19 protein-coding genes are annotated in these 17,887 nt (G+C 61.2%); 10 read left to right on the forward strand and 9 right to left on the reverse strand.

The window, feature by feature from the left end:
* Positions 1–72: 72 nt before the first annotated feature.
* The gene (locus tag JL474_RS07175; protein ID WP_123632860.1) at positions 73–354 is read left to right on the forward strand and encodes a DUF1127 domain-containing protein; all 282 of its coding nucleotides are present in this window, start codon (positions 73–75) and stop codon (positions 352–354) included.
* 57 nt (positions 355–411) lie between these two features.
* Here JL474_RS07175 and JL474_RS07180 read toward each other — a convergent pair whose 3' ends face one another.
* Together JL474_RS07180 and JL474_RS07185 are read right to left on the reverse strand one after the other, a co-directional pair.
* Complete coding sequence (locus JL474_RS07180) at positions 412–1,011, reverse strand: CBS domain-containing protein (RefSeq protein ID WP_123632858.1); 600 nt, start codon at positions 1,009–1,011, stop codon at positions 412–414.
* 85 nt (positions 1,012–1,096) lie between these two features.
* Positions 1,097–1,408, reverse strand: coding sequence for a hypothetical protein (locus JL474_RS07185; protein ID WP_203141516.1), 312 nt, complete (start codon positions 1,406–1,408; stop codon positions 1,097–1,099).
* 352 nt (positions 1,409–1,760) lie between these two features.
* On the opposite strand from JL474_RS07185, the gene codB reads away from it, so the two are divergent.
* The 7 genes from codB (at position 1,761) to JL474_RS07220 (ending at position 10,456) form a co-directional block, all read left to right on the forward strand.
* Positions 1,761–3,044, forward strand: a complete 1,284-nt coding sequence (gene codB / locus JL474_RS07190) for a cytosine permease (protein ID WP_203141517.1) — start codon at positions 1,761–1,763, stop codon at positions 3,042–3,044.
* A 3-nt stretch (positions 3,045–3,047) separates the two neighbouring features.
* On the forward strand, positions 3,048–3,797 hold the full coding sequence (locus tag JL474_RS07195) for a PucR family transcriptional regulator (RefSeq protein WP_203141518.1): 750 nt from the start codon (positions 3,048–3,050) through the stop codon (positions 3,795–3,797).
* Positions 3,794–5,053 carry a cytosine deaminase gene (codA, locus tag JL474_RS07200; protein ID WP_203141519.1) on the forward strand — a complete coding sequence of 420 codons (1,260 nt, stop codon included), beginning with the start codon at positions 3,794–3,796 and terminating at the stop codon, positions 5,051–5,053. Before JL474_RS07195 ends, codA begins: the two co-directional genes overlap by 4 nt.
* Before the next feature lie 240 nt (positions 5,054–5,293).
* On the forward strand, positions 5,294–6,313 hold the full coding sequence (locus JL474_RS07205; protein ID WP_203141520.1) for an AraC family transcriptional regulator: 1,020 nt from the start codon (positions 5,294–5,296) through the stop codon (positions 6,311–6,313).
* A 329-nt stretch (positions 6,314–6,642) separates the two neighbouring features.
* Entirely contained in the window at positions 6,643–8,457 is a 1,815-nt protein-coding gene (locus tag JL474_RS07210) for a choice-of-anchor D domain-containing protein (RefSeq protein ID WP_236012103.1), read from the forward strand.
* A 92-nt stretch (positions 8,458–8,549) separates the two neighbouring features.
* Positions 8,550–9,356: a DUF6160 family protein gene (locus tag JL474_RS07215; protein ID WP_203141521.1), complete on the forward strand. Its 807-nt coding sequence runs from the start codon at positions 8,550–8,552 to the stop codon at positions 9,354–9,356.
* A 299-nt stretch (positions 9,357–9,655) separates the two neighbouring features.
* Positions 9,656–10,456, forward strand: a complete 801-nt coding sequence (locus JL474_RS07220) for a substrate-binding periplasmic protein (RefSeq protein WP_203141522.1) — start codon at positions 9,656–9,658, stop codon at positions 10,454–10,456.
* Positions 10,457–10,497: 41 nt separating this feature from the next.
* On the opposite strand, the gene JL474_RS07225 is transcribed toward JL474_RS07220, so the two are convergent.
* Positions 10,498–10,926 carry an organic hydroperoxide resistance protein gene (locus JL474_RS07225; RefSeq protein ID WP_203141523.1) on the reverse strand — a complete coding sequence of 143 codons (429 nt, stop codon included), beginning with the start codon at positions 10,924–10,926 and terminating at the stop codon, positions 10,498–10,500.
* 187 nt (positions 10,927–11,113) lie between these two features.
* Positions 11,114–11,563 (reverse strand): MarR family winged helix-turn-helix transcriptional regulator, encoded by a 450-nt coding sequence (locus JL474_RS07230; protein ID WP_203141524.1) that lies wholly within the window; start codon positions 11,561–11,563, stop codon positions 11,114–11,116.
* Between the two features lie 348 nt (positions 11,564–11,911).
* On the opposite strand from JL474_RS07230, the gene JL474_RS07235 reads away from it, so the two are divergent.
* A complete protein-coding gene (locus JL474_RS07235; RefSeq protein ID WP_203141525.1) occupies positions 11,912–12,772 on the forward strand; it encodes an NAD-dependent protein deacetylase in 861 nt (286 codons plus the stop codon).
* Between the two features lie 193 nt (positions 12,773–12,965).
* On the opposite strand, the gene JL474_RS07240 is transcribed toward JL474_RS07235, so the two are convergent.
* The 4 genes from JL474_RS07240 to JL474_RS07255 are packed head-to-tail and all read right to left on the reverse strand — an operon-like array spanning position 12,966 to position 14,701.
* Positions 12,966–13,400, reverse strand: a complete 435-nt coding sequence (locus JL474_RS07240) for an ATP-binding protein (RefSeq protein ID WP_203141526.1) — start codon at positions 13,398–13,400, stop codon at positions 12,966–12,968.
* On the reverse strand, positions 13,397–13,579 hold the full coding sequence (locus JL474_RS21620) for a SpoIIE family protein phosphatase (protein WP_203141527.1): 183 nt from the start codon (positions 13,577–13,579) through the stop codon (positions 13,397–13,399). Before JL474_RS21620 ends, JL474_RS07240 begins: the two co-directional genes overlap by 4 nt.
* Before the next feature lie 16 nt (positions 13,580–13,595).
* A complete protein-coding gene (locus JL474_RS21625; protein ID WP_203141528.1) occupies positions 13,596–13,745 on the reverse strand; it encodes a SpoIIE family protein phosphatase in 150 nt (49 codons plus the stop codon).
* 20 nt (positions 13,746–13,765) lie between these two features.
* Complete coding sequence (locus JL474_RS07255) at positions 13,766–14,701, reverse strand: succinyl-CoA synthetase subunit beta (RefSeq protein ID WP_203141529.1); 936 nt, start codon at positions 14,699–14,701, stop codon at positions 13,766–13,768.
* 363 nt (positions 14,702–15,064) lie between these two features.
* On the opposite strand from JL474_RS07255, the gene cfa reads away from it, so the two are divergent.
* Positions 15,065–16,219, forward strand: coding sequence for a cyclopropane fatty acyl phospholipid synthase (cfa, locus tag JL474_RS07260; RefSeq protein ID WP_203141530.1), 1,155 nt, complete (start codon positions 15,065–15,067; stop codon positions 16,217–16,219).
* Here the strand turns inward: cfa and JL474_RS07265 are convergent.
* Positions 16,210–17,787 (reverse strand): L,D-transpeptidase family protein, encoded by a 1,578-nt coding sequence (locus tag JL474_RS07265; protein WP_203141531.1) that lies wholly within the window; start codon positions 17,785–17,787, stop codon positions 16,210–16,212. The genes cfa and JL474_RS07265 overlap by 10 nt on opposite strands.
* Positions 17,788–17,887: the final 100 nt, after the last annotated feature.

Raw genomic sequence — 17,887 nt, forward strand, 5'->3', positions numbered from 1 at the left:
GCAATCTTTAATGGTGAAGACCGTCAGGCGAAAGCGCCCGGTCAGTGACGAACCTCCGAGGAGGTGAGCATCATGAACCGATCCAAACAACCCACCATAAAGACGACCAAGTCGACGACACGACAGGTGCCGGAATTTTACATGCCGGCCATGCCACCGGTGGCTTTGACCGAAGGTATGGATCACTGGTATCGCCTGTGGCGTAAGCGGCGCCAGTTACGGCACCTGCTGGTGCTGGACGATGCGGCTCTCGAAGCACTGGGACTCAAGCGGGATGACCTTGAGTGGGCGACGCACCGCCCCTGGCGGGAAGATGCATTTGCGGCTCTGCGTGAGCGCCGGGAGCACGCCTGACAGCGCGCCCCGGCATGAAGCGACCGGCCTCAGGGGCCGGGAAAGACCGCTGACGACTTACTCGAAGTGACCGTGAACGGCGTTCACGATGTCCGAGAAGGACCGTGCCCGGGCGCTGCTATCAAGGGCGATATGCAGCCGGCGGGCGACCAGGCTGGCGGAGATCAGGCCGCACAGGCAGGTGTTGCCAGGATTTTCAGCGTCGTCCTCGAACACCAGGAAGTGGTCGGATTTGGTCCGGTTGAAGGTCTCCACCACATCGCCGATCCGCATGTCGTGCAGGTTGCGGATATGGATGCTCGGGAATTCGTTGGCCGGATGCATGATGTCACGCACCTGGACTTCTTCCACACCGACACCCATGCCGTGGGCCTTGGACATCGCCTTCTTGCCCAGGATGTCTTTCAGGGAAATGATCCCGATAAACTCGCCCACACGATTAACAACCAGCTTCAGGGGGACATCCGCCGTTTTCATCAGCACACGCGCTTCAGGAATATGAAGATCGGCGCTGATGGTGGCTGGACGCTTCTTGCGGAAATCCCGCATCACGGACGTGGCCGGGTCATCCGGCGTCAGTTCCGGGGACAGGTTGGGCTCTACAATACGCTGGCTGCCAATGACTTCACTGGTGGGTAATGCACGGTAATTCATCATAAAAACAATCACTCTCAATTCGATGTCGTTGGAGTCCGGCAGACGCCATCGGGACGTCACAGAACCGGAACGGGCATTCACGGAATCAGAATGGAGAGGGTGGGCCCTGGGGCTGGACCGGGTAATAGACTTCTTTGGCGCGTTTGGCGGGCTGTGGCGTACTGCCCACCAGTTGCTGCAAGCCGACCAGTGCGATGACACCGGTGGTCAGGAAGAAAATGAAAAAGTCGCCCGGCGACGGGCCGTCGTCGGCAAGGTCGCCGCTCATGTCCATGCTGTACCCGCTGACTACAGCCTGATCCACCGCCAGATTGGACGGATGGGACAGCGTACTGCCGACGACGAAAAGCGAAATCGCCAGTACGATCAGTATGCGGCTGAGCGCGGTGTTCTGCATGGCGTCTCCCTGAATGGGTTGACTGCAACGGTGACCTGAGAAAAGGACAACTTTCTTCAGGGTCTACTTCAAGTATAGGGGCGAACCCCCGGTTTTAAACAACGTAGATTCACTTATCTTTTGATAGCTCATGTCTATGAAAGCAATCCAATGAACCCTTCGGGTGCGGGATTGCCAAAATTGCACTATGGATGTGCGTCCGGATAGGCCATTCTTGCGATTTTCCGTTTTTATTGTGCAGGTTGCACAATAAATGCCGGTTCCGTAAAGCGGGATACCGACAACAGGGTGGGTCTGGCACAGCCATTGCCAATAGCTGCCGTGACGGATCACACGAACGGGAGACCAACCAATGAGCCATCCAACCCAACCTGAAGAACAGGATTATCCGCTGAGTGCTGTGCCCCAGACGGCCCGTAAGAGCGTCTGGTCGATGGGGCTGGTATTGCTGGGCTTTACCTTTTTTACCGCCACCATGTGGGCCGGAGGATCGGTCGGCACCGCTTTCGATTTCCATACCATGCTCCTGGTGCTGCTGGCGGGCAACCTGCTGCTGGGTGTCTACGCCGCCATCCTGGCATACATCGCCGCGCACTCAGGTCTGAACACCGCCTTGATGAGTCGGTTTGCCTTTGGCCAGATGGGCAGCCGGCTGTCTGACTTTATTCTCGGCTTTACCCAGATTGGCTGGTATGCCTGGGGCACGGCCACCATGGCGCTGCTGCTGGTCAAGATGACGGGGTTGTCCGAAGCCTGGACCTTGCCGCTGATGGTGGTGTTCGGCTTCGGATTCTGTATCAGCGCGTTTATCGGCTATAAAGGGCTGGAGTGGCTATCCCGCTTTGCCGTTCCGGCGATGATGGTTCTGATCGCGGTGAGCATGAGCATCGCCACCGAGGACGGGGGTGGCCTGGCCGGTCTGGGCGCCATCGTACCCACCGATGACATGGGCGTCGCTGCCGCCATTACCCTGGTGTTCGGCACGTTCGTCAGTGGCGGCACCCAGGCGACCAACTGGACACGCTTTGCCCGCTCCGGCAAGACGGCAGTCATCGCCACGCTGGCGGCTTTCTTCCTGGGCAATGGTCTGATGACGCTGGTGGGCGCCTTCGGTGCCCTGGTTTACCAGCAATCGGACATTGTCGACATCATGGTCACCCAGGGGCTGGCGACACTGGGCATCCTGATGCTGTTCCTCAATCTCTGGACCACCCAGGACAACACCGTCTATAACTTCGCGGTGGCCGGCTGCAACATGTTCCGCACCCGGCGCCGCAAGCTGGTGACGGTGATCGGTGCGGCGGTCGGAACCGTGCTGGCGGTGCTGGGAATGTATGAGTGGCTGATTCCATTCCTGATCCTGCTGGGCACCTTCATCCCGCCCGTAGGCGGTGTGATCATGGCCAACTTCTGGGTGGGTTGCCGGGGCCGTTATCCGGACCTCGATACGGCGACGATCCCGGCGTTCAATGTCACCGGTCTGGTGGCCTACGCCGTGGGGTCGCTGGCGGCCTACACGTCGCCCTGGGTGGCGCCGGTGGTGGGCGTGGTGATTGCGGCGCTGGGCTACAGCCTGATTCACCTGGCCACTGATGCCGTGCGGGCGAAGCGGGCCGGGCAGGCCAGGGCGGCCTGATCCGTGGCCATCACCTGCGCCGCTATTCCCGGTCTGTCCGGCCTCGAGGCCATCCAGCTGCGTGGTGGCAAGGCCGGTGCCGACCGAGTGGTGCGCTGGCCGTATGTGGCTGAAAACCGCTCGTTCAAACCCTGGGTAAAAGGCGGCGAGCTGGTGTTTATCACAGGCATCAGCCGCCACCGCAGCCCGGAAAATCTGTCCGAGCTGGTCTATGAGGGGGTCGATGCCAATATCGCCGGATTGGTGGTGCTCACCGGCGCTGCCTACATCGGTCAGTTGCCCGCGTCGCTGGTGCGTCTGGCGGATGAATGCCAATTGCCCCTGCTGGAGCAGCCCTATTCGCTGCCAATGGTGACGGTGACCGAGGTGGTCTCGCGGGCGATTATTGCCGACGAGCATCAGGCCCGTTTCAACACCGGAGACGCGTTGACCCTGGTCGAGCGTCTCCGGCAGAAACTGGGCCCACGCGAGTCCCTGGAAAGCCTCTTGGGGCCGGGACTCAACCACCGTTTGGCTTTACTGGACAAGCTGGCGCCCACATTGGATGCCTGGCTGGTTCATGGCGGTAACATCAGCGCTGCGGCCGCCTCACTGGGCGCCCACCGCAACAGTGTGCGCTATCGATTGGATAAACTGTTCCGCGAGACCGGACTGAACCCCGACTCGCCGGACGATCTGGAAACCCTGATACTGGCGCGGGCCCTACTCAGGCCGCCACGCGACGGTATGCACGTCCCAGGAGACACGACATGACCCCACAAGCAAGTGCCATCACCAACGCCCGGTTGCCGGGGCAGACCGGTCTGTTCCGACTGCCGATCCGCGATGGCCGGTTTGGTGCGCCACAGGCACTGGAGGATCTCACCCCGGTGGCCGACGGGGAGCTGGATGCCGGCGGTAATCTGGTAACGCCGCCGTTTGTCGAGCCCCACATCCACCTGGATGCCGCCCTCACGGCCGGGGAGCCCCGCTGGAATCGCAGCGGCACGTTGTTCGAAGGCATCGAGTGCTGGGCCGAGCGCAAGCCGATGCTGTCGCGGGATGACGTGATCCAGCGGGCCGAAGACACCCTGCGCCTGTTCGCCGCCCACGGCATCCAGTATGTGCGTACTCATGTGGATGTTACCGACCCATCGCTGGTCGCACTGGAAGCCATGGTGGAGGTACGCGAGCGGGTCAGCGACTTCGTCGATCTGCAGATTGTGGCGTTTCCGCAGGAGGGCATCCTGTCGTTTCCCGGGGGGCGCGACCTGATGGGCAAAGCCCTGGAGATCGGCGCGGACGTGGTGGGCGGTATTCCGCATTTCGAACATACCCGGGACTATGGTGCCGAGTCGGTGCGTTTCCTGATGGACCTGGCGGAGCGCCACGATCGATTGGTGGATGTCCATTGCGACGAAATTGACGATCCGGCCTCGCGCTTCCTGGAGGTCCTTGCCGCTGAGGCCCTGGCCCGGGATTACGGACGTCGGGTGAGTGCCAGCCACACCTGCGCCATGCACTCCTATGACGATGCTTATTGCAGCCGTCTGTTCCGCCTGCTGACCAAGGCTGACCTCCGCTTTGTCGCCCTGCCGACCGAAAACCTCCACCTGCAGGGACGTTTTGACGGCTATCCCAAGCGCCGAGGCATTACCCGCGTGCCGGAACTGCTGGATGCCGGACTCAAGGTGGCGATGGGGCAGGACTCGATCCGCGACCCCTGGTACCCGATGGGCAATGGCAACCTGCTGCGCACGCTGGATGTCGGGCTGCACGCTTGCCACATGTTGGGCATGGACCGTATTGAAACCGCGCTGGAGCTGATCACCGACAACGGCGCTGCCGTTCTCAACCTGTCGGAATACGGCATCGGGACCGGCCTCCCGGCGCGTTGTGTCGTGCTGAACGGCGCCACCCCCTACGATGTCCTGCGCAACCAGTCGCCAGTGCTGGCTTCGGTCCGGGATGGTCGCGTCCTGGTGGAGCGAGTCCCGACACCGCTGGCGGTCAACGGCTGGACTGCCTGACCCCCTTTGCAAAGTGACCCGGTCGGGTTGTCATATCCGGCCATTGTGAACAAAGCGTGACCGGTTGGCAGAAAACCACCGCGTCACGCTTCCTATACTCCGCTCATCTCCTCGCGGTCTGTGCCGGTCGAAAGAAGGCCTGTGCAGTGGAGATGTACTTCTGGGCGACACGGACATCGCCGGCAGTCAGAGGCTCAATAACAACAATCCTCTACATTACTGACTCATGGATGACACGCGATGCAATCGTCCAACCGCATGGCTTACAACGTGCCTATCGTTTCGGTGCGCTATGCGCGCCGTTTCGTTCGCTTTATGGAAGGCAAGGGCATCGGGCGTCGGGCGCTCCTGAAGGAATCCGGTGTCGATGTGGATCAGTTGGCCAACCCCGAGGCTTTCCTGTCGATGAATCAGGTCATCGGCATCATCCACCAGGCCGAGTGGCTGATACAGGACGAGCGAACGCCCTTCGAATTCGGTCAGCAACTGGATTTTCCGGCCCACGGGCTGCTCGGTTACGCACTGCTGGGTCAGCAGGAGCAGGATCGTCGCAAGCTGGTCAGCATGATCGTCCAGTATCTGCGGGTGTGTCTGCCGGTTATGGACATGGAATTGAGTTCGACCGGCTCCAGCGTCAGTATCCGCTTGCGGGACAACTGGGATCTGGGTGAGCTGCGCGCCTTCATGGCCAAAATCTACATGGGGAGCATCCACGCGCTGGCGTCGCAGGTCTGCAGTCATTTTCGCTTCGAGTTCGACTTCCCGAGCAGCGTGGATCCCCGGCACTGGGAGAAGCTGGCCCGGGGGTCGGAAATGCACTTTGGCTGTCCTTTCAACCAGGTCACCATGCCGCTGACCGGAGGGCCGACGAAGGATTCCGAGCAGGACCTGGCCTATTCCCTGGCGCGCGCCCGCTCTCGGGAGGAAATGGAGCCGGAATCCGTCCGCGAGATCGTTACCCGGGTGCGTGAACGTTTGATGAATCACCCGGGGCGGGGCGGGGACCTGGACACCGTCGCCGCCGACCTCGATATGAGCCCACGCTCTCTGCGTCATCACCTGGCGCAAGCGAACACCTCGTTTCGCGACATCCGCAACGACATCCGGCGCACCTTCGCCACGCGCTACCTGACCGAGACGGACCTACCGCTGGATGTGATTGCCGACAGGATGGGGTTCAGTGACCAGGCCAGCTTCACCCGGGCTTTCCGCAGTTGGACCGGTCAAACACCGGGCGAAGTGCGTCGTCAGGGCCGCTGATCCTTGATGGCTGATCGGGCCAGTCTGCGAGACATTCAAGAAATTTGACCCGTTTCACGATTCCCGCGAATAGCCGCTCCGCTTTCCGTTTTTGTCAAAGCCCTTGCCGTTTCTGGCAATGACCGTCTTGCCTCTCAACCCGCTTAATAACAGTGACGCACTGTGCCCGAGCCGGCCGGTGCGAACGGCCCTGCCTGCTTTCACAGGGCCCTGGCAGTTATCTGTCATGACGAATGCAGATGACAAGGAGACGCCGCAAGATCGGACCTCATCGATGCAGTCTGCGAGCCCTACAAAAACAGTAAATACGCTCACTTAGAGGACGAATCATGAATTCGACGACTGTACGCAGGAAAACGCGCCTGTTGCCGTCCGCCATTGGCGCCGCGGCACTCATGGCGGCCAGTGGCGCTGCGACCGCCGAACCTGTATCCCTGACCCTTCAATACACCTGTCCGTTCCCGCTGATCGGGGAACAGCCCATCGTGGCCGAGATCTCATCGGACATCCCGTCCGAGGCGACGGTGGGTGAAGCCGTTGGTCCGTTCCAGATCGAAGCAATTACCACCGTCAACGAGACCTCGCGCACCGGCCTGAAGCTCGTGGGCTCGGCGACCATTGAGGGCACCGCCACATCCACCAACATCATCAGTACGGTCACCGGTGACCAGGAAATCGTGGTGCCGCTGACGATTCCGCAATCGGACATCCCCGATACCAGCGGGTCGTTCACCATTCCGGCCTCCGGCGAAGCGGCCGCCCAGACCTTCACCGCCGCCCAGGTGGGCGAGGGCACCATCAACGTTGGCGGCCTGGTGCTGGAAATGACTGCGCGCACCGCCGACGGCAGCATCGCGCCGGATCCCATCGGTCAGTTCACCGCGGACTGTACCCAGCTCGCGGATCAGGACACGGTCCTGCAGACCTTCCAGATCGTGAGCGGCGAGCCGGACCCCGAGCCGTCCATCGCCGTGGCGCCTGAGGAAGTGGACTTCGGTGACGTGCAGTCCGGCTTGACCGGCGAACAGTCGGTCACGGTCTCCAACGAAGGCGGTGCGGCCCTGGGCGTCAACGGCATTACCCTGGGTGGTGCCAACGCAGATGCCTTCATGCAGACCAACAACTGTACGACGGTGGCGCCGGGTGAAAGCTGCAGCGTCGACCTGACCTACTACGCCACCGGCGAGGGCGACCAGACCGCCACGCTGACCATCCAGTCCGGCGATCCGGAGAATCCGACCGTTGAGATACCGCTGACCGGCACCAGCTACATGCAGGCGTTGCCGGAAATCAGTGTCGACCCGGCCAGTGTCGACTTCGGCACCATCCAGGTGGGCACCAGCAGCGAGAAGACGGTGACCGTCAACAACACCGGTTCGGCGGCCCTGAACGTCACGGCGATCTCCCTGAGTGGCGCTAATGCCGGAGACTTCATGCAGACCAGCGACTGCGCCACCGTGGCGGCGGACGAAAGCTGCACGGTCACCGTGACCTACACCGCCAACACAGCGGCTGCGAGTGCCGCCACCCTGACCATCGAGTCGGACGACGCCGAGAATCCGGCGGTGGACGTGGCCCTGACTGGCGAAGGCGACGATGGCAGCTCCGGCACCGTCGACTTCCTGCTGGATCTGGAAGGCAACACCCACATCAAGGCCTCCGATTCCAGCCTGCCACTCAACGGGACCATCGATGCCGTATTGAACCTGGCGACTGGCATGTACACCGCTGACCTCAACATCGAACCGACCAGCGGCTCTTTCCAGGTGCTGAAGCTGTTCAAGCGCCTGAAAGCCACCGCGAACGTCGAGTTTGAGCCGGTTGATGAAACCACCGGCACCCTGATCGACGGCACCCTGACGGCCAAGTCCGTGCTGTATGTGAACGTGCCCAAGGTCACGGTCAACCTGTTCGGCTTCAAGCTGCCGATCGGTGGCGGTGACGAGTGCCGCACCGTCGAGCCGGTCACCATCAACATGCAGACACCGGACGGTGAAACCTTCGCACCGCTGGAAGGTGGCAACCTGACTGGCACCTATGCGCTGCCGCCTCTGGAACATTGTGGGGGTCTGACCGACATCCTGAACCTGTTCCTGGCCGGTGACGGCAACACCATTGATCTGGCACTGACGCCCAACCTGTAAGGCATGGCCGGGCGCCCCCTGGGGCGTCCTGATGCTCGCAGTAGGGGGCCAAGGCGGCCCCCGATAACAACAAGCAACAAGGGAACATCACTATGAAAAGCCTGAAACTCACAGCCCTGGCGCTGGCTGTATCCGGACTGCCCCTGGCGGCGCAGGCCGAACTGAAGGCGCTCGACGACTCCGCAATGGGCGGCATTACCGGCCAGGCCGGTGTCACCATTGAACTGGAAACCCAGGTCAACATCGGCGAGGTCCGTTACACCGACGAGGGCACGCTGGCGGTCAGCGACGTCTTTATCGGCGGCGCCAACCGGGACGACATGTTCTCGGAGCTGGGCTTTGCCATCCCCAATGAGGCCACCGATCTGATCGATAACATCAAGATCAACATCGACGTGTTGGAGGACGGCGATGCGGCGATTGACGTCTTCCCGCTCTACGGCTCGCCGATCGACTTCGCGGTGCGCACCGGCGCCTGGGAACTGCGTGGCGATACCGACAGCACGGTGATTATGGACAACCTGTCGATCGAAGGCCTCGCCACCGAGCTGAAAATCCGTGTGGACACGGCCACCGACAAGCTCAACCTGAAAACCCGCTTCGCCATCGACGACATGGACGTGGACGTGCCGTTCATGGCGGTCGGTATCCGCGACCTGGAGCTGACCGGTGCCGGCTACGACGACTCGCCGAACATCGTGACCCTGGGTGCGATTGCCGATATCGACGTCTACAAGGCACCTAACGGTGCGGGGAACGACAGCCTGGCGGTGGATCTCAACACCTTCGATGCGGACATGAACATCGGCGGCGTCCTGGTGGGGGGCACCTCCATCGGGTCCGTGGCGTTTGACGATCTGTCCATACAGAACACGCAGATGCGCATCTACGGCCACTGAGCCGCTGCAGGCCTTATACCCCCGACGCCTGTCGTCGGGGGTGCTTTTCTCCTGGTCGGACATCACCGGCTTTGCCGACGGCCACCGTCGATCTTGCCCCTTACGTGACTTTCCAACAGCGCAACCCCGGCGATGTGATTGGGCACGCACGCATGAGCAAATGTCGCTGGCATATTACTGCCGGGTTCGAAATAATGAACTATCGTTAATATAAAGGCGGATGCAGGGACGTCTTAACTATTTTCGGCAAGTGGTTCGACGGGAGGTCCGGCCGCTGTCCCAGGCAAGAGCACACGGGTTTGACGGCGATTCCATTTCGCATTCTGCTGTGGGTGTTGTTATTGCAGTCCGGTTGGTGCTGGTCAGACGAGGCCGCGTCGACCGACACTGACGAGCCGGGTCGGGTACTGGTTGCCGCCCTGGCCGAAGTGGATTATCCCCCCTTTTACTACACCGAGGCGGGGCAGCTGACCGGCATTTCCGTCGATGTCCTCAACTACCTGGCCGATCAGCTCAAACTCCGTATCACTTATAAACGCTTATCCTGGCCGCGGGTCCTGCAATCGCTGGAGCGTGGCCGCGTGGATATCGTAACGACCTATTCCTACACGCCGGAGCGGGCCCGGGATGTGATCTATGTCCACGAGCCGCACGCCACGGAAATCAATGTGTTCTTCACCCGGACCGACTCGGATGTGTTATTTGATGGCGATCTCCATGCGCTGTCGGGCCAGATGATCGGCATGATCCGCGGGTACAGCTATGGGCTGGCGTTCGACGACGCGGATTTTATACGCAAGGACAGCGTGCTGGATGAGAGAACCCTGGTGCGGATGGTGGCCGGCGAGCGCTTTAATGTCGCGATCGGCAATCCTTTCGCGATTCGGCTGGAGGCCAAGCGGCAAGGGGTGGAGGACGAGATCCGGTTGCTCAGTCCACCGGTGGACATGAGCCCGATCTACATGGCAATCAGTCGTCAGTATCCGGATGCGGAAGGGTTGGCCGATGCTTTTGGCGACGCCATACGCTATCTCAAGGCATCCCCGATGTACGAAGACTGGCTCGAGCGCTATGGCATGAACGACTTCTCGGATGAATGATCCTGGCGCCGGCACCCTTCGGGAGCCGGCGCCACAATGCATTAATCGACGCGGGTCAGTGTGACGTCGATGTTGTTGCGGGTGGCGTTGGAGTAAGGGCAGACCTGGTGGGCCCGGTCGATCAGGGTCTGGGCCTGTTCATCGTCCATACCCGGCAGGCTGATGCGCAGTTCTACCTCAATGCCGAATCCGTTGTTGAGCGGTCCAATCCCGACCACACCTTCAATCGATGCATCCTTGGGCATGGACAGCTTGTCCCGACCAGCGACGAACTGCATCGCACCGATGAAACAGGCGGAATAGCCCGCGGCAAACAGCTGTTCCGGGTTGGTGCCGTCGCCGCCGGCGCCACCCATTTCCTTGGGCACCGTCAGGGAGACATCCAGCACGCCGTCGGATGAAACGGCACGACCGACACGGCCCCCGGTGGCTTCTGCATAGGCGCGATAGGCAACACTTTCAAGAGACATAGAATCACTCCTCAATTGTTCAGGCCCTGATGGGCTTTAGCTGGTTGCCGGAATTAACCTTGTCCCGGCGGTTGCAGAGGCGCGCTGTCACGTCATGGCCTCGCTGTGTTTATTAAATTAGCGCACAAATATATTGTGCGCAAGTTAAATGGGTGAATAAATCGTCACGCGCTCGGGCCAGGTGCCGTCAGAGCGCATCCTGCAGGCTCTTGCGCAGTTTCAGAAGGTCCTCTTTCAGGGCCACGAGGCTATCGACGTCCCGGTCACTGGCTTTGACGATGCAGGCGGGAATGTCCCGGGCGCGGTCGCGCATGGCTCGGCCGGCCTCGGTCAGGTGCAGTTCTACCACCCGTTCGTCGGCCTGGCGGCGTACGCGCTTGAGCAGGCCGTCGGCTTCCAGGCGCTTGAGCAGCGGGGTGAGTGATCCGGAATCGGTCAACAGGCGTTTGCTCATCTCACCGACGGTAATGCCATCCGACTCCCACAGCACCAGCATGGCCAGGTACTGCGGGTACGTCAGGCCCAATTCTTTAAGGAAGGGTTTGTAAACCTTGGTCATCAGCAGCGATGTGGAATGCAGGGCAAAACACAGCTGGTTTTCCAGCAGCAGTTCGCGACAGTGGTCCTGTTCGGCCATGGGGGACTCCTTGGGTATCTGCGGGTAATTTAACGCGCCAGATAATGGTCTGCCAAATAGTGGTACCGCGAAACGCTCAACCCTTGGCGACGGCAGCCCGTGTCTCTAAAGTAGAAGCATCGAAAGAGAATGCTGTAAACGTTTCAGGAGTGTAGGTTGGGCTGACGCAGGAAGCCCAACAATAAGGGGACACCGGACGTCTCCGTTATCGCGTACAGGATTGAACCATGAATTTTCAAGAACCGGCTGGTTAGAGAAGATTGGCCGCACACTCTGTGTGTTGGGCTTCCTGCGTCAGCCCAACGTACGCGTCGCTCGCAACGTTCTCGACTGTATTGGAGCTCATCTATGACCACCGACCCTGCCCCCGAAGTCAATGAACACTCCCGGCAGGCGGGCGAGCAGCTGTCGGCTTTTATCCAGCATCATCCCAACCTGCTGATCCTGACCGGTGCCGGCGTCAGCACCGATTCGGGCATTCCCGATTACCGTGACGGAAAGGGCGCCTGGAAACGCAAGCAGCCGGTGCAGCATCAATCCTTCATGACCGAGGACAAGGTGCGTCGGCGCTATTGGGGGCGCAGCCTGATCGGCTGGCCGGTCATCCGCAACGCCCAACCCAATCCCGCTCATTTCCTGGTGGCCGAACTGGAGCAGAGGGCGCACACCCGTCTGGTGGTGACCCAGAACGTGGATCGTTTGCACCAGCGGGCCGGCAGCCAGTCAGTGCTCGACCTGCACGGTCGGGCCGACGAGGTGATCTGCATGGATTGCGGGTATCGCTGCAACCGCGACGAGGTTCACGAACGCTGCAGCGACATGAACCCGGATTTCCGGCACTTCAGCGCCGCTACGGCACCGGACGGGGACGCGGACCTGGACGTGGACTTCAGCGAATTCCAGGTTGCCGACTGTCCCCATTGTGGCGGCATCCTGAAACCGGACGTGGTGTTTTTCGGGGATTTCGTGCCCAAGCCGCGAGTAACGCGGGCACTGGACGTCCTCCGGGAAAGTGACGGTCTGCTGGTGATTGGCTCGTCATTGATGGTGTATTCAGGATTTCGTTTCTGCCGTTATGCCCGGGAGTGGGGCAAACCCATGGCGACGCTGAACCTGGGACACACCCGCGCGGACGATATGTCCACCCTCAAGCTCGACGCCCGCATCGGCGAGACGCTGCAGGCCGCGCTGGACAGCCTGCCGGCCTGATGCCGTGACTCTGCCTTACTGGGGCACACTCTATTGGATGGCCGCCAGGTAATCGTCCATTTCCTGTTCGCTGGCGAATATGTTGAGGGCGGCGTCGAGTTCCGGTGCGGTCTGGCTGTCAAGCGAACCGGCCAGGGACACCTTCAGCGCAGTGGTGCCGGACGATCGGATATCGATTGACAGAGTTACGGCGTTATCCCTTTCTGGGACGGGGATTGAAGTAACGGGTCAGTTCAAGCACGTTGTGTTGATCGGCGCGCCGGTAGTGTTGCTCGTCCGTCAGTTCGCGCATCAGCAAGAGCCCCGGACCACCGACCGGACGTTCCTCAAAGGGGCCAAAGCCCGTTTCCAGAGGTGAGGACAGGGGGTCGAACGGTTCGCCGTTATCAATGAAACGCAGTACCACGTGGCCCGGCTCAATTTCCAGTTCCACGGACAGCTTGACGCGCTGGTTATCCGCGTTGCCATGGTCGAGGACATTCGCCACCTGTTCGTCCAACACCACCTTCAGTTCAGCGCTGACCGTCTCGTCGGCGCCGGCTTCGGCAAAGTGGCCGTCCAGCCAGGCCAGGGCATTGGGCAGCTCAAGGCTGTTGGTCAGTTGCAGGCTCAGGGTTGTCGTCGTCATGTGCGCTTGAGGGTCAGTACGGTCATGTCATCGGACTGCGGAGCATCGCCGGCGAATTCGGCGACCGCCTCAAGGCGTGTTGCCATGAGTGCCGTATCCGCATGTGGGGCGGAATCGGCGACAGTGAGCAGGCGGTCCTCGCCGAATTCATCATGATTCCCTTTGAAAGCTTCCGTCACCCATCAGTGTAGTGGATCAATGCCGATCCGGCATCCAGATGTAATGGCGTAGCGGGGCGTTATGGCCGGCCGACGCCATTTCGATTTCGCCGGATCGGGTGTCGATCACCAGGCACAGCAGGGTCACGAACATGCAGCTGTCTTTGTCCTGGTTCTGCCCGCCCATCAGGCGGGCACCGGTCCGCCTCAGTCGAGGGCGAGGCGGACGATGTAGATGCTGCGCGGCTGTTTGAGGTGGGTGGTGAAAATGACCAGTCGGCGGATTTCGTCCATGTCCATGGTGCGTGTCTTGGGCGCATTCCGGATGTCCGACATGGGAATGTGGAAGCGATTGAGGCCGGGTTTGACGTGCAGGCGCTTGTTGAAACGGTCGCTGTAGACCCCGTGGCCACGGTCGTGGACGATGTCGTTGACGCGAATGGTCATGTCCAGCGGCGTGCTGTCCGGGTTATACAGCACCACATCCAGCGCCTCATAACCGCGCCAGTCCTCCGGCAGGTTGTCCAGCGAGGCGCCGGAGTAGAGATTGATGCCCAGCAGATCCATGCGCAGGCTGTGATGGAAGCCATCGACATCGCTGGCGTTGTCCTTCGTTCGATGAACGCGACCGCGCCAGTAGTGCAGGGGATGGGGATCATCGAAGTTGTACAGGGTCGGGAGCTGGTTGGCGATCCGGTACTGTTGCTCTGCCACCGCGGCCACGGTCTGGAGCTCCATCATCAGCAGTACGACGGCCGTGAGACGCAGCACCCAGTTGAGGGCCCGGCGCCAGGTAATGGCCGGTGGGCGATAGCCCCAGGCCAACACCAGCCAGGTGCCGATCAGGTTGCGGAAGATGTCGTGCCAGTCGCTGTCCCGCCCGACATTGCCCTGGATCAGTTCAATGATGACGCCGACGCCGGTCACGAACGCCGTACAGGCCAGCCACAGCCAGACGCCACTAAGCCAGCGGCGTGGGCGCACGGCCAGCGTGAACAGGGTGAAGAAGATGATATGGCCGAGGTTCCAGGCCGCCTTGAACAGCGGACCGGAAGACCAGTCGGGGCCTCCCACGAAAAAGAACGGCAGGAGGACGAGTGCGGCGACGGACGCCGGCCAGTGGTAATTGGAGCGGCTTAACATGGAATGCGATCGTACTGTAAAGCGGGGCCCGCTGTCCCGTACCTGTCTAAACTTTAAATTGCCCGACAAGCGGGCGCAGGGTGTTGTCCGACCGCGCCAGCACCTGGCTGGTTTCGTTCGCCTGGGTTACGCCGTGAATGACGCCGACAGGGCTTGATCCGGATCAACTAACAGCCTTTTACAGGGCCATTTCATCACGCCCGGGGCCACTCAAGGGCCCGATGAACATGATATGTTGATCCATATAGCCACAAACTGACTGAGTGATAAAAACGATCTAATTCTGAATCCCGATAGCGGGACGTTACTTTCAAGGGGGTATTTCGACGAGTCGTCCGACATCAGTAGCAGGAGTGACGCGTTATGGATAGGGCTACCCAGCCAAAGTCGCCGTACCTGTCCGAGAACAAGTCCGTTCATCGCCTGATGGTGGATCTGATGGCGCAGGCGGGCATCGAGATTGGCGGTGAGCAGCCCTGGGACATGCAGCTCAATGCAGAAGGTGTCCCTGAGCGGGTATTTGCCCGAGGCAGCCTCGGTCTCGGCGAAAGCTACATGGATGGCGAGTGGGACGTCGAACAACTCGACGAATTCTTCCACCGGGTGGTGCGGGCCCACCTTGAAGAGAAAGTCCGTCCTTCCACTGCCATCTGGCAGGCCCTCAAAAGCCGGCTGGTCAATCGCCAGACGCGGCGCCGGGCGCGCCAGGTGGGCGAACAGCATTACGACCTGGGTAACGACTTCTACGAGGCGATGTTGGATCGTCGTATGACGTATACCTGTGGCTACTGGAAAGACGCCACCACCCTGGATGACGCGCAGGAAGCCAAGCTCGACCTGATCTGCCGCAAACTCCAGCTGGAGCCCGGCATGCGCGTGCTGGACATCGGCTGCGGTTGGGGAAGCTTCATGGCCTATGCCGCTGAACACTACGGGGTGGAATGCGTTGGCCTTACCATCTCTGAGGAGCAGGTGCACTGGGCCAGGCAGCACTACCCCGACTTGCCGCTGGAATTCCGGTTGCAGGATTACCGCGAGGTCGACGAAACGTTTGACCGCGTAGTGAGTGTCGGCATGTTCGAGCACGTCGGCGACAAGAACTACCGCACCTTTATGGAAGTGGCGCACCGCTGCCTGAAAGAGGGCGGTCTGTTCCTGCTACACACCATCGGCAAGAACGAACGCAAACCCTACTCGGACCCCTGGATCGACCGCTATATTTTCCCCAACGGCGAACTGCCGTCCGTTGGCCAGATCGGCGATGCAGCGGACAACCTGTTCGTGGTGGAGGATCTGCACAACTTTGGGCCCGACTACGACCGTACCCTGATGGCCTGGTACGCCAATTTCGAGGCCGCCTGGCCACGGTTCGCCGACAAGCTGGGAGAGCGGTTCTACCGAATGTGGCGCTATTACCTGATGTCCTGCGCCGGCATTTTCCGGGCCCGGGATATCCAGCTCTGGCAGTGGGTGTTGTCCAAAGGCGGCACCGCCGACGTTTTTCCGCGCTACAGCTGACGTCGCTCCGTGCCCAGCAGTGCCAACAGAGGACGGTCACTGCCGTACACATCCGGTCGGTAGGTGATCTGCCCGTTAGCGTCCGCCTCGGCGGTCCAGTAGGCCATCAGGATATAGACGCCGTGGGGCAGGTGGACGTTGTGGGATTCGCCGGAGGCCAGCGCGGCGTTGAATGCTTCCTTGAGCATGGGGCTGGCATCCCGGAACAGCAGGTGAGTCAGCGTCATCGCGCCCTGGACCCGCACGCAGCCGGAACTGTAGAAACGGTTCGGTGAATTGAACAGGCCGGCGGCGGGCGTATCGTGCAGGTACACCGCATACGGATTGGAGAAGCGAATCACCACCCGGCCCAGCGCGTTTCCTGGCCCTGGATCCTGGCGGAAAGTCAGGTATCGCGGGTCGCTCCAGTCCACCTCATCCTGCTGCCATTCCTGACCCGAGCGGTCGAAAATGCGGATGTGGCGATCGCTGAGATAGGATGGATCGCGTCGGATGGCGGGCAGGGCATCCTTCAGGAAAATGCTGCGGGGCATGGTCCAGTGCGGATTGACGGTGACATGGGTGATCACGGATTTCAGCTCCGGCGTGGCCCGCTTCGGGCGCCCGACCTGGGCCTTGCCGGACCAGACCCGCTCGCCGTCCTGGTAGAAATCGATCCGGGCGGCGGCGATGTCCACCAGCAGCAGTGTCTTTTCCATATCCTGCGCCAGCCAGCGCAAACGCTCCAGGTTGGCCCGGATCTGCTCCAGCCGCTCCTGCGGGCTGACGTTCAGCTGCTGCAGCGTCCGCGGACCGATTTTGCCATCCACGGCCAGGCTGTGACGGGCCTGGAAGTGTTCCACCGCCAGCGCCAGTTCGTCGTCGAAGACCCGGCTCATGACATCCGGTCGCGGTGGTAACGGCAGGTAGCCCTGGGTCAGCAGCCGTCGACGCACCAGCGCAACGCGCTCGTCGTAGTCGCCGTGCTCCAGGGTTGGCCCTTCCGGAAGCTGGACCCAGTGATCCGGCAGGGTTTTGCGGGCCTGGGCATAGCCCTTGCGCAGGTTGCGATAACGTTCGGTATGGGGGCGGGCGTTGGCAAAGGCGCCGCCCATATCGTGCAGGCCTGATACCGCCTGATCCACCAGGGCAGCCGGGTCGTCATTCCGGGCGACGTTGGGGGAATACCAGATCGGCGGCGGTTGCTTCTGGAAAGCCCTGCCGTAGCGCAGATCCGACAGGGCGCGCAGGTAGGCATCCGTCGCCAGGCGCTTGTCGCAGTCCGGCAACTCGCCCCAGGTGGTCAGGTGATCCAGCGCCTTCTGCAGCTCCGGTGCCCAATAGTCCGCCGGCACCAGACCGTCGTCCGAGAGCGTGTTCAGTTGAGCCAGGAGGCTGCGCAGTTGGGCCGGATCGGTCCAGAGTGTGTGGTGATCGGTTTGTGCCGCGAAGCGGGCCATGGCTTCCAGATGGAAGTCCGACGTGTCCGGAAGGGGCTCGCACTGGTCGGGATTAAGGCGATGTAATGCCAGGGCCTGGGTGGCAAAAAGGCAGAGGCAAAAGGCAGTTACAACGTATCGCGTCTGCATCCGTACGTTCCGGAGTGTATGATTTTTGTACAGCTGGATTTGCATCGCAGAAAACCTTGATAGAATGCCTCATCCTTTCGGGGCATCGCATGATTTCGGC

This window comes from Marinobacter mangrovi, from assembly GCF_016798325.1.
Classification (GTDB): domain Bacteria; phylum Pseudomonadota; class Gammaproteobacteria; order Pseudomonadales; family Oleiphilaceae; genus Marinobacter_A; species Marinobacter_A mangrovi.

Excerpts from the sequence above, each read along its gene's own strand:
- JL474_RS07175 (WP_123632860.1), top strand. The coding sequence starts at position 73 with ATGAACCGATCCAAACAACCCACCATAAAGACGACCAAGTCGACGACA.
- JL474_RS07180 (WP_123632858.1), bottom strand. The coding sequence starts at position 1,011 with ATGATGAATTACCGTGCATTACCCACCAGTGAAGTCATTGGCAGCCAG.
- JL474_RS07185 (WP_203141516.1), bottom strand. The coding sequence starts at position 1,408 with ATGCAGAACACCGCGCTCAGCCGCATACTGATCGTACTGGCGATTTCG.
- codB (WP_203141517.1), top strand. The coding sequence starts at position 1,761 with ATGAGCCATCCAACCCAACCTGAAGAACAGGATTATCCGCTGAGTGCT.
- codA (WP_203141519.1), top strand. The coding sequence starts at position 3,794 with ATGACCCCACAAGCAAGTGCCATCACCAACGCCCGGTTGCCGGGGCAG.
- JL474_RS07205 (WP_203141520.1), top strand. The coding sequence starts at position 5,294 with ATGCAATCGTCCAACCGCATGGCTTACAACGTGCCTATCGTTTCGGTG.
- JL474_RS07210 (WP_236012103.1), top strand. The coding sequence starts at position 6,643 with ATGAATTCGACGACTGTACGCAGGAAAACGCGCCTGTTGCCGTCCGCC.
- JL474_RS07215 (WP_203141521.1), top strand. The coding sequence starts at position 8,550 with ATGAAAAGCCTGAAACTCACAGCCCTGGCGCTGGCTGTATCCGGACTG.
- JL474_RS07225 (WP_203141523.1), bottom strand. The coding sequence starts at position 10,926 with ATGTCTCTTGAAAGTGTTGCCTATCGCGCCTATGCAGAAGCCACCGGG.
- JL474_RS07230 (WP_203141524.1), bottom strand. The coding sequence starts at position 11,563 with ATGGCCGAACAGGACCACTGTCGCGAACTGCTGCTGGAAAACCAGCTG.
- JL474_RS07235 (WP_203141525.1), top strand. The coding sequence starts at position 11,912 with ATGACCACCGACCCTGCCCCCGAAGTCAATGAACACTCCCGGCAGGCG.
- JL474_RS07240 (WP_203141526.1), bottom strand. The coding sequence starts at position 13,400 with ATGACGACGACAACCCTGAGCCTGCAACTGACCAACAGCCTTGAGCTG.
- JL474_RS21625 (WP_203141528.1), bottom strand. The coding sequence starts at position 13,745 with ATGGGCGGGCAGAACCAGGACAAAGACAGCTGCATGTTCGTGACCCTG.
- JL474_RS07255 (WP_203141529.1), bottom strand. The coding sequence starts at position 14,701 with ATGTTAAGCCGCTCCAATTACCACTGGCCGGCGTCCGTCGCCGCACTC.
- cfa (WP_203141530.1), top strand. The coding sequence starts at position 15,065 with ATGGATAGGGCTACCCAGCCAAAGTCGCCGTACCTGTCCGAGAACAAG.
- JL474_RS07265 (WP_203141531.1), bottom strand. The coding sequence starts at position 17,787 with ATGCAGACGCGATACGTTGTAACTGCCTTTTGCCTCTGCCTTTTTGCC.